General features: G+C 70.3%; 10 protein-coding genes. 3 read left to right on the top strand and 7 right to left on the bottom strand.

The window, feature by feature from the left end; genetic code table 11:
• Positions 1-111: 111 nt before the first annotated feature.
• The 5 genes from ACWDUZ_RS33575 to ACWDUZ_RS33555 all read right to left on the bottom strand — a co-directional run bounded on the left by ACWDUZ_RS33575 (position 112) and on the right by ACWDUZ_RS33555 (position 5,259).
• Positions 112-1,512 carry an NAD(P)(+) transhydrogenase (Re/Si-specific) subunit beta gene (locus ACWDUZ_RS33575; protein WP_451635594.1) on the bottom strand — a complete coding sequence of 467 codons (1,401 nt, stop codon included), beginning with the start codon at positions 1,510-1,512 and terminating at the stop codon, positions 112-114.
• Positions 1,505-1,825, bottom strand: coding sequence for an NAD(P) transhydrogenase subunit alpha (locus tag ACWDUZ_RS33570; protein WP_451635593.1), 321 nt, complete (start codon positions 1,823-1,825; stop codon positions 1,505-1,507). The genes ACWDUZ_RS33575 and ACWDUZ_RS33570 overlap by 8 nt, the downstream gene beginning before the upstream one ends.
• A 2-nt stretch (positions 1,826-1,827) precedes the next feature.
• Positions 1,828-3,042 carry an NAD(P) transhydrogenase subunit alpha gene (locus ACWDUZ_RS33565; RefSeq protein WP_451635592.1) on the bottom strand — a complete coding sequence of 405 codons (1,215 nt, stop codon included), beginning with the start codon at positions 3,040-3,042 and terminating at the stop codon, positions 1,828-1,830.
• A 239-nt stretch (positions 3,043-3,281) separates the two neighbouring features.
• Positions 3,282-4,022 (bottom strand): SDR family NAD(P)-dependent oxidoreductase, encoded by a 741-nt coding sequence (locus ACWDUZ_RS33560; protein ID WP_451635591.1) that lies wholly within the window; start codon positions 4,020-4,022, stop codon positions 3,282-3,284.
• 361 nt (positions 4,023-4,383) lie between these two features.
• Positions 4,384-5,259, bottom strand: a complete 876-nt coding sequence (locus tag ACWDUZ_RS33555) for an SDR family NAD(P)-dependent oxidoreductase (RefSeq protein WP_451635590.1) — start codon at positions 5,257-5,259, stop codon at positions 4,384-4,386.
• A gap of 317 nt (positions 5,260-5,576) precedes the next feature.
• On the opposite strand from ACWDUZ_RS33555, the gene ACWDUZ_RS33550 reads away from it, so the two are divergent.
• Together ACWDUZ_RS33550 and ACWDUZ_RS33545 are read left to right on the top strand one after the other, a co-directional pair.
• On the top strand, positions 5,577-6,236 hold the full coding sequence (locus ACWDUZ_RS33550; RefSeq protein ID WP_451635589.1) for a TetR/AcrR family transcriptional regulator: 660 nt from the start codon (positions 5,577-5,579) through the stop codon (positions 6,234-6,236).
• Between the two features lie 257 nt (positions 6,237-6,493).
• The gene (locus ACWDUZ_RS33545) at positions 6,494-7,666 is read left to right on the top strand and encodes an acyl-CoA dehydrogenase (RefSeq protein WP_451635588.1); all 1,173 of its coding nucleotides are present in this window, start codon (positions 6,494-6,496) and stop codon (positions 7,664-7,666) included.
• Here ACWDUZ_RS33545 and ACWDUZ_RS33540 read toward each other — a convergent pair.
• A complete protein-coding gene (locus ACWDUZ_RS33540) occupies positions 7,629-7,877 on the bottom strand; it encodes a hypothetical protein (protein WP_078917231.1) in 249 nt (82 codons plus the stop codon). The genes ACWDUZ_RS33545 and ACWDUZ_RS33540 overlap by 38 nt on opposite strands.
• Positions 7,878-8,033: 156 nt before the next feature.
• The gene (locus ACWDUZ_RS33535; RefSeq protein ID WP_451635587.1) at positions 8,034-8,471 is read right to left on the bottom strand and encodes a hypothetical protein; all 438 of its coding nucleotides are present in this window, start codon (positions 8,469-8,471) and stop codon (positions 8,034-8,036) included.
• A 238-nt stretch (positions 8,472-8,709) separates the two neighbouring features.
• Between ACWDUZ_RS33535 and ACWDUZ_RS33530 the strand changes: the two genes are divergently transcribed.
• Complete coding sequence (locus ACWDUZ_RS33530; protein WP_451635586.1) at positions 8,710-9,150, top strand: Lrp/AsnC family transcriptional regulator; 441 nt, start codon at positions 8,710-8,712, stop codon at positions 9,148-9,150.
• Positions 9,151-9,241 lie beyond the last annotated feature (91 nt).

Raw genomic sequence — 9,241 nt, 5'->3', positions numbered from 1 at the left:
CTGGGGGGGGGGGGGGGGGGGGGCGGCCCGCCCCGCCCCGTGGGGGGGGGGGGGGGGCGCCCCCCGCACCCCCCCGCGGCCCCGGCCCCCCCACCACCCGCCGAGCCGTCGTCAGACCTTCTCGAGGCCGGCGGTTTCCAGCTCGCGAACCAGGCGGGACGCTACGTCCTTGGCGTCTCCGAAGAGCATGAGCGTCTTGTCGAGGTGGTAGAGCTCGTTGTCGACGCCGGCGAAGCCGGTGCTCATCCCTCGTTTGACCACCATGACGGTGCGGGCCGAGGCCACGTCGAGTACCGGCATGCCGTAGATCGGACTGTCCTCACGGGTGCGGGCGGCCGGGTTGGTGACGTCGTTCGCGCCGACCACCAGGGCGACGTCGGCCTGCGGGAAGTCGCTGTTGATCTGGTCCATGTCCAGGATGCGGTCGTAGGGCACGTCGGCCTCCGCGAGGAGGACGTTCATGTGGCCGGGCATGCGTCCGGCGACCGGGTGGATGGCGTAGCGCACCCGCGCACCTCTGCGCTCGAGGATTTCGGCGACTTCCTTGATGCGGTGCTGCGCCTGGGCGACGGCGAGCCCGTAGCCGGGAACGATGATGACGTCTCTGGCCGTCTCGAGGATCATGGCGGCCTCGTCGGGGCCCGCGCTGCGCACCGGCCGGTCCTGCGCGTCACTTCCCCCGGCGGCCGCGGTGGCCTCTACCTGTCCGAAGGCACCGAAGAGCACATTGCGGAAGGACCGGTTCATGGCACGGCTCATCATCACGGACAGCAGGAGGCCGGAGGCCCCGTCGAGCGCGCCAGCGACGATGAGGGCCTTGTTGTCCAGGACGAGCCCCATCGCCGCACCGGACAGTCCGGCATAGGAGTTGAGCAGCGAGATGACGGTGGGCATGTCGGCCCCGCCGATCGGCACGACGAGGAGAATGCCGAACAGCGCGGACGCCCCGATCAGCAGCGGAAACCGTGCGTCGGCCGACGGGGCGACGATCAGCCAGAGCGCGATGAGGACCGCCGCCGTGAACAGGAGCAGATTCACCGGCTGCTGGCCGGGAAAGACCGTCGGGCGGCCCGGGAGGATGCCCTTCAGTTTCCCGAACGCCATGAGGCTGCCGGTGAACGTCACGAACCCCAGGAGGACTTCACACATCAGCGCGGTGGCGGTGAACGTGCCGAGTGACGCGGCGTGCTCGTAGTACTCGGCGGTACCGACGAGCCCTGCGGCCAGCGCGCCGAAGGCGTGGGAGAGGGCGATGCGTTCGGGCATGGCGGTCATCGGCATGTACCTGGCCATGGCGCCGCCGATGACGGAACCGATCACGACGGCCGGCAGGATCCAACGGAAGTCGACGATCTCTTTGTCGACCAGGGTGCCGACGACGGCCGCCGCCATGCCGACCACGGTCAGCAGCAGACCCCGGCGCGCGCTCCGGGGATGAGCCATACCGCGCAGGCCGAGGATGAAGAGGGTGCCGGAGGCCAGGTACAGCAACGGAATGACGATGTCACGCATCGGCCTTGGCCTTTCCTGCGGCGGGGGCTGCGTGGCTCGGCCGGAACATGCGCAGCATGCGGTTGGTGATCAGGAAGCCGCCGACGACGTTGATGCTCGACGCGGTGACGGCGACCGTGCCCAGCACGGTGATGAGCGGGCCGCGGTCGGAGCCGGCCAGCAGCAGGCTGCCGACCAGCGAGATCCCGGCGATCGCGTTGGTCAGGGCCATCAGCGGGGTGTGCAGGAGAGCGGGAACGCGCCGGATGACTTCCAGACCGACGACGGATCCGAGGACCAGGACGTACAGGCCGGCTTCGATGGTTGTTGACATGATCAGTTTCTTTCTGCGGTCACGGCGTGCAGGTGGCCCGCGGCTGAGGCGCTGGGGGCGTCCGAGTCGAGCAGGGTGCGCAGCCGGGGATGGACGACCTGTCCGTCCCGGGTCAGAAGGGTTTCCTGGATGATCGGATCGTCGGTGGTGAGCCGCGGGCCGTCCTCGCCCAGCAGGTGGCGGGCGAAGTTGGCGAGGTTGCGTGCGTACAGGCGGCTGGCGTGGGCTGCCACACCGGCCGGCAGGTTGGTGGGCGCGGTGATCGACACGCCGGAGAGCTCGACGGTCGCGTCGGGCACGGACAGGGCGCAGTTGCCGCCCTGGGCGGCCGCGGCGTCGACGATGACGGATCCCGGGCGCATCGCGCGCACCATCTCCTCCGTGACGAGCACCGGTGCCGGCTTCCCGGGAACCTGAGCGGTGGCGATGACGATGTCGGCGGCGGCGACTTCGGCGGCGAGGACCTCGCGCTGTCGGGCGTAGAACTCCTCCTGCTGCGCCTGGGCGTAGCCGCCGCTGTCTTCGGCCGAGGAGGTGTCCAGGGGCAGGTCGACGAAGACGCCTCCGACGCTCTCGACCTGCTCACGTGCCGCGGCGCGGACGTCGTAGGCGCGGACGACGGCCCCCAGCCTTCGCACGGTGGCGATGGACTGCAGCCCGGCGACGCCCGCACCGAGGACGAGAACACGCGCCGGGGTGATGCTGCCGGCCGCGGTGGTCATCATCGGCAGCATCTTGTCGACCCGCTCGGCCGCGATCAGAGCCGCTCGGTAGCCTGCGACGGCGGACTGCGAGGACAGCACGTCCATCGACTGGGCCCGGGTGATGCGGGGCAGCAGATCGAGGGAGAAGGCGGTGACGCCGTGCTCGGCCAGGCGGCGGACGGGCTCGGGGTGACTGAGCGGGTCAGCCAGGCCCACCAGTACGGCCGCGGGGTGCGTCAGCTTCAGATCCTGGGCGAAGGCCGGGTCGGACGCGTGGCGGCCGGCTCCGGCGAGGTGCACCTGCAGCACCATCTCGGCGCCGAGTGCGTCGGCACGGGTGCCGGACAGGGCGCCGGCGGACAGATAGGAACCGTCGGGATGCCCCGCTCGGTAGCCGGCTCCCTGCTCGATCACGATCTGATGACCTTCGTCGGCCAAGGAGCGGACTTCGTCGGGGGTGAGAGCGACCCGGGTCTCTCCTGGGGCGACTTCACGTGGGACGCCGATGTGCATGTGCGTCATTCCTTTCACGCCGCCGGCAAGTGGTCGGCGCTTGACTCGTATCGGGGGTGCTCGGCGCGCTGAAGGCACGACGGCCGGTGCCCTGGTCGGGCAGGCCCGCGCTGGTCCGGGCCGGGCGCAGGCCGGTGCACGGGGAGGGGCGACACCGCCGACCGGGCCGGCAGCGGACACGGCAGCGGACCGCCCCGCTCGAGGCGGTCCGCTGGAGTCGCGGTCGGGGCCGCGATCGGTCAGACGCCCAGTGCCATGAAGCCGCCGTCCACCGGCAACGTGACACCGGTGATGTAGGCGGCGCTCGGCGAGGCGAGGAAGACGATCGCTGCGGCGATCTCACGGGGCGACGCGAGCCGGGCCAGGGGCACCTGGGACCCCAGGGCCTCGAAGTCCTCCTCGCCGATCATGTCGACCACGTTGTCCGTGCGGGTGTGACCGGGCGCCACCGCGTTGAACCGGACGCCGCGGCCACCGAACTCGACCGCCCACGTGCGCGTGAAGGAGTCGACGGCGGCCTTGGACGCCCCGTACACGGCCGTGCCCCGAACACCGCTCAGACCCGCGATCGTGGTGACGTTGACGACGCTCCCACGGCCCTTGGCGGCCATCTTCGACACCAACGCCTGGGTGAGGAAGAACGTGCCGCGCACATTGGTGTCCAGCAGCGTGGCGAACGCCTCCGGCCCCTGCTCAAGAGTGGGAGCGAAAGGAAAGGCGCCGGCATTGTTCACCAGCACGTCCACGTCCCCCGCCTCCTCGGCGAGCCGACGCACGGAGTCCAGGTCGCTGAGATCGGCCGCGACGAACGTGGCCTTTCCGCCCGCGGCCTCGATCGCGGCGACCGTCTCCGCGCCCTTGGCGGCGTTGCGGCCGGAGACGATCACGGATGCTCCCTGCTCGGCCAGCAGCAGTGCGGCCTCACGGCCGATACCGGAGGTGCTGCCGGTCACCAGGGCGGTCTGGTTCTCGAATTGCATGGGGATACCTTTCGGTGCCGCGGATTTACCGCGCTTCAGGTACGAGTAATTCCGTACCACTGTCGGTGTATCTGATCGTTCCCGCAAATCAGCTCTTCTGCGGGAGGTGAATGCTGAATATCCCTGTGGACTGGGCATTCCTTGTCATGGGTCCATGGATCCGATGGCGGCCATAAGTGGATCGGTGAGCGGAAGCCTCTTCAGGCTTCGCCGACTTCTACCTCTGCGCTTCTGGCGCTCCGAGTGGACTTTTCCCGGGTTGCGGGCTTCCGTTGGCGGCCGCTTGAGCGGGATCAAGGAAGGTGCGCAGACGGAAAAAGGTCGAGCGGGCGACATACAGAACAGGGGAACGGTCCGCGGGTCAGTTCACACTCTGACCGCCATCGACCATCACGGCCTGGCCGGTGACGAACGACGCCCGGTCCGAGAGGAGGAAGAGCGCCACCTGCGCCACGTCCTCCGCCTCACCGAAACGACCGAGCGGGATCTTCTCACCGTGCGGGTGGTGCTCCGAGCCGTCGTCGTTCCTGGTGATCCCGCCTTCCGTCAGCGGGGTGCGGATGATGGTCGGGTTGACGGTGTTGACGCGGATCCCGTCAGGGCCGAGTTCGACCGCCGCCGCGCGGGCCAGTGCCTCGACACCGCCCTTCGTCGCGCTGTAGACGGAGATGCCGTGCGTGCCCAGCTCGGCGAACACCGACCCGTTGAAGACGACGGCCCCACCGTGACCCTGCTTCTTCAGCTGAGCGACCTCGGCCTGGAGGTAGAAGAAGGAGCCCTTCAGATTGCCGTCCACCAAGTGATGCCACGCGGTCTCGTCCACCTCCGTGATCGGGCCGACCGCGGCGGTGCCCGCGTTGTTGAAGGCCACATCCAGCCGGCCGAAACGGTCGACGACCCGCTGCACCACATCAGCGGCGCTCGTGATGTCGGAGGCGTCGGCCTTGATGAACAGGGCCTCGCCGCCGTTCTTCGTGATCTCGTCCACAACCTCCATTCCCGCGCCTTCACGTCGGCCGGTGAAGGCCACCTGCGCACCTTCCTGTGCGAACAGAACGGCGGCAGCACGTCCGATTCCGGAAGTTCCGCCCGTGATCAATGCGACTTTTCCGTCCAGCAGGCCCATCATTACTCCTCGTTTTCTCGGCCCGTGACCGCCGAATATCGTCCGTGGTACCCGGCCGGCTTGCCACCGTGTGGTGACAAGGGTCCTCAGCAATGCCGCATCCGCCGCCATTCCGAGCCGGCTATTACGGGAACCGATGGCCGCGGAAAGAGAAATCAATCGGATGTGCGTTCACAGATCGGCCAGGTCGTCCGGACCGGTCGGCGTGGGCCCGGTACGCCGAGAGCCGGTCCGACGCCGCTGGGGGAGCCGGTGGCGGGGATCCTGCTCATCGGGCGGTGTCATGACGCGCGCGGCGGTGGGCGTGCGCCGGCTGCGTGTCAACGCCCCCGAGGACGGGGGCGTTTCGCGCTGTGAGCGCTGTGAGCTGACTCATCCCCGGACCTGCCATACTGCGGGCGACCGCCAGTTGGAGACCGGGGCCGGAATTGAATACGAGTGCACACCGCGAGAGCGCCCACCCCCGGGCGCGCGGCACTGAGCGTTCGTCGGCACGTCGTGCCGAACTCATCGCGATCGGGCGGCGGTTGTTCGCCGACACCTCCTACGACGCCCTGTCGATGGACGACATCGCGCGGGAGGCCCATGTCGCCAAGGGGCTGATCTACTACTACTTCCAGTCCAAGCGCGGCTACTACCTGGCCATCGTCGAGGACTCGGTCGCCGACCTCGTCACCTTCGCGGCGGGGGGACGCGACCTCCCGGCCGTCGAGCGGGTGCACCGCACCGTCGACGGCTATCTCCGGTACGCGGAACACCACCAGGCCGCCTACCGCACCATCGTCAGCGGCGGGGTCGGTTTCGACGCGGAGGTGCACGCCATCCGTGACGGCGTGCGCGAGGCGATCGTCGCGACCATCGCGGAGGGCGCCTACGGCCGCACCGCCATCGCGCCGCTCGCCCGGATGGGCCTGCTCTCCTGGGTGTGCGGCGTCGAGGGTGCCACCCTGGACTGGATAGACCACCCGGAGCTCTCCCGCGACGCCATGTGCGAACTGCTGGTGAAGACACTGGGCGGTGCCCTGCGAGCCGTGGAGGAACTGGACCCGGCCTATCCCGCCCCTGCCCCCGCACGCCGGAACGGCTGAGAAAGCCGGCCGGGGCCGGCGCGACAGCGGCGGTCCGTCCGGCGGGGCGGGAGCCGGCCATCCCTTTCTTGAAGTAAGCGGTCGTTAACCGGTGACTCCGTGCCGTCGATCGGGCATACTCACAGCGCACAGCCGCTGGTCAGCCGCTTCCGTGACCCGAAAGCGCGAGCATCTGCCGGCTGAGGAAGACTCCGGCGGAGCCGCCCCACCCAAGGCGCACGTCCGCCGATGTGCCCGACAGGGAGGAGAGCGTCGCCATGCCCGACCGCGCCCCGCAACCGGTGGAACGGCAACTGCCCACGGACGAGGCCCGGGACCTGATCTCGCTCGTCCGCGACATCGCGCAGCACGAGATCGCCCCGAAGGCGGCCGAGGAGGAGGACGCCGGGCGCTTCCCGCGCGAGGTCTTCACCCTGATGTCCCGCTCGGGGCTCCTCGGCCTGCCCTACGACTCCGAGTACGCGGGCGGCGACCAGCCGTACGAGGTCTACCTCCAGGTCCTGGAGGAGCTGGCCGCGGCCCGGCTCACCGTCGGACTGGGCCTGAGCGTGCACACCCTGGCCGCGTACGGGCTGGCCGCGTACGGCACCAAGGAGCAGCAGACCGAGCACCTGCCCGCCATGCTCGGCGGCGGACTGCTCGGTGCGTACGCCCTCTCCGAGCCCGCCTCCGGCTCCGACGCCGCCTCGCTGCGCACCAAGGCGGTCCGGGACGGTGACGACTGGGTGATCACGGGCACCAAGGCCTGGATCACGCACGGCGGGATCGCCGACTTCTACACGGTCATGGCCCGCACGGGCGGAGAGGGACCGCGCGGGATCACGGCCTTCCTGGTGCCGGGGGACGCCGAGGGGCTGAACGCGGCGGCACCGGAGAAGAAGATGGGCCTGAAGGGTTCGCCCACCGCCCAGATACACCTCGACGGGGTGCGGGTCTCCGACGACCGCCGGCTCGGGGAGGAGGGCCAGGGCTTCGCCATCGCACTCTCCGCGCTGGACTCGGGGCGGCTCGGTATAGCCGCGTGCGCCATCGGACTCGCCCAGGCGGCGCTCGACGAGGCGGTCGCCTACGCCGCCGACCGGCGGCAGTTCGGGCGGCCGATCGCCGACTTCCAGGGGCTGCGCTTCATGCTCGCCGACATGGCGACGCAGATCGAGGCGGGCCGGTCCCTGTACCTGGCGGCGGCGCGGCTGCGCGACGCGGGCCGGCCGTTCGCCCGGCAGGCGGCCATGGCCAAGCTGTTCTGCACGGACACGGCGATGAAGGTCACCACCGACGCCGTCCAGGTGCTCGGCGGATACGGCTACACCGCGGACTTCCCGGCCGAGCGCTACATGCGCGAAGCGAAGGTGCTGCAGATCGTCGAGGGCACCAACCAGATCCAGCGGATGGTCATCGCCCGTCACGTCGCGGGTCCCGAGACCCGCTGAACTGCCCCAGGCCGGGAAAGGGCGCGGCGAGCCGGACCCACTCCGGATCGTGGCGCCCCGGCAGGGTGCGGCCCCGGTCGGCCCACGCGCGCACCATGTCGCGGTAGATCGGCGGGTCCGGGAGCTGCGGCGGCGCGGGCGGAACCGGTTCCGCGGGCGGCGGCACGAAGATCCGGCGCCGACGTCCGGTTGCCGACTGGATGAGGGTCATACCTGGGCAACGCGGTGCCGGGCGGGCAGGTCACCGATCGCCGGAATCGAGAGTGAGTTCACCGGCGTCCGGGCCCGTGTCACGGCGCACTCTCCCGCACCAGGGCGGTTCCGTGCGCCGTGGTGCAGGGCGGGTGCCGGAGGCGGTGAGCGCGATTCAGGCGGCGTGGCGGCGCATCGCCGGCACGCGCATGGGGCGCGAGCCGGGGCCGCCCACGTGCGAGAAGGGCTGCGTGCGCCAGTCGAGCCCCTGGGGGAGCGTCAACAACAGGGCGGTCTGCTGCTCCTGGGGCTCGACGGACTCGTCCGCCGGCCGGGCGTCCGAGGCCTTGCGGCCGGTGCCCGCGCAGACCGTCAGGCCGAACGGGTTCCACGGCGAGGCGCACAACGCGTGCTCCGGCAGAACCTCCTCGTCCGCCAGCAGGGCGATGGGCTGCGCGCACTCCGGGCAGATCACCCGATACATCTCGAAGGTGTCGTAGGCGTCGATCTCCTCGCCGTCGAAGTCGTCGGGTTCGACGTCCTCCGGCCGGAACGCGAGGACCGACTGCTGCCGCTTGGGCACGGAACGACCAGGACGCTTAAGACTCTGCATGGGATTCTCCCCCTAAGGCTGGGCCGTGAAGGCGCTGCGGCCTCGACCACAGCAAGCATTTCCCGCCCGATCTCGCCGGTAATCACGAGAACATCACGGAGAACGCCGCAGGGCTGTGGTGTTCGTCACATGCCGCGCGCAGGTGCTCGCTGCGGGAGATCCGGCCACCGGGGGCACCGGGCGGGACCTGGGCCGGTGAGTGTCCGAGGAGATCAGCCGCACTGTAGGTTCTTGCGCCATGGAGGAGCTCGACCGACGGATCGTGCAGCTGCTCGTCAAGGACGGGCGGATGAGCTACACCGACCTGGGCAAGGCCACGGGTCTGTCCACATCGGCCGTGCACCAGCGGGTGCGGCGGCTGGAGCAGCGTGGCGTCATCCGCGGTTACGCCGCGGTCGTCGACGCGGAGGCGGTGGGACTGCCCATGACCGCCTTCATCTCGGTCAAACCCTTCGACCCCAGCGCCCCCGACGACATCGCGGACCGCCTGGCCGGCGTCCCGGAGATCGAGGCCTGCCACAGCGTGGCCGGCGACGAGAACTACATCCTGAAGGTACGCGTGGCCACCCCGCACGAACTGGAAGAACTCCTGGCCCGCGTCCGCAGCCTGGCCGGCGTCTCCACCCGTACCACCGTGGTCCTCTCCACCCCGTACGAGTCCCGCCCACCTCGCATCTGAGCCGGGCCGCCCTTCCGGCCCGTCCCGTCGCGCCGGCTCCGCGCCCCCTGGTGTCGGCCCGAGCCGCCGTTGCATCGAGCGGTGCGGCCTG

This window comes from Streptomyces sp. NPDC003393, assembly GCF_053589015.1.
The sequence above is the reverse complement of the archived record's forward strand: the minus strand, read 5'-3'. Positions and strand labels throughout refer to the sequence as shown.

Coding starts and splice junctions, on each gene's coding strand:
- ACWDUZ_RS33575 (WP_451635594.1), bottom strand. CDS start 1,512: ATGCGTGACATCGTCATTCCGTTGCTGTACCTGGCCTCCGGCACCCTC.
- ACWDUZ_RS33570 (WP_451635593.1), bottom strand. CDS start 1,825: ATGTCAACAACCATCGAAGCCGGCCTGTACGTCCTGGTCCTCGGATCC.
- ACWDUZ_RS33565 (WP_451635592.1), bottom strand. CDS start 3,042: ATGCACATCGGCGTCCCACGTGAAGTCGCCCCAGGAGAGACCCGGGTC.
- ACWDUZ_RS33560 (WP_451635591.1), bottom strand. CDS start 4,022: ATGCAATTCGAGAACCAGACCGCCCTGGTGACCGGCAGCACCTCCGGT.
- ACWDUZ_RS33555 (WP_451635590.1), bottom strand. CDS start 5,259: ATGGCGGCGGATGCGGCATTGCTGAGGACCCTTGTCACCACACGGTGG.
- ACWDUZ_RS33545 (WP_451635588.1), top strand. CDS start 6,494: ATGCCCGACCGCGCCCCGCAACCGGTGGAACGGCAACTGCCCACGGAC.
- ACWDUZ_RS33540 (WP_078917231.1), bottom strand. CDS start 7,877: ATGACCCTCATCCAGTCGGCAACCGGACGTCGGCGCCGGATCTTCGTG.
- ACWDUZ_RS33535 (WP_451635587.1), bottom strand. CDS start 8,471: ATGCAGAGTCTTAAGCGTCCTGGTCGTTCCGTGCCCAAGCGGCAGCAG.
- ACWDUZ_RS33530 (WP_451635586.1), top strand. CDS start 8,710: ATGGAGGAGCTCGACCGACGGATCGTGCAGCTGCTCGTCAAGGACGGG.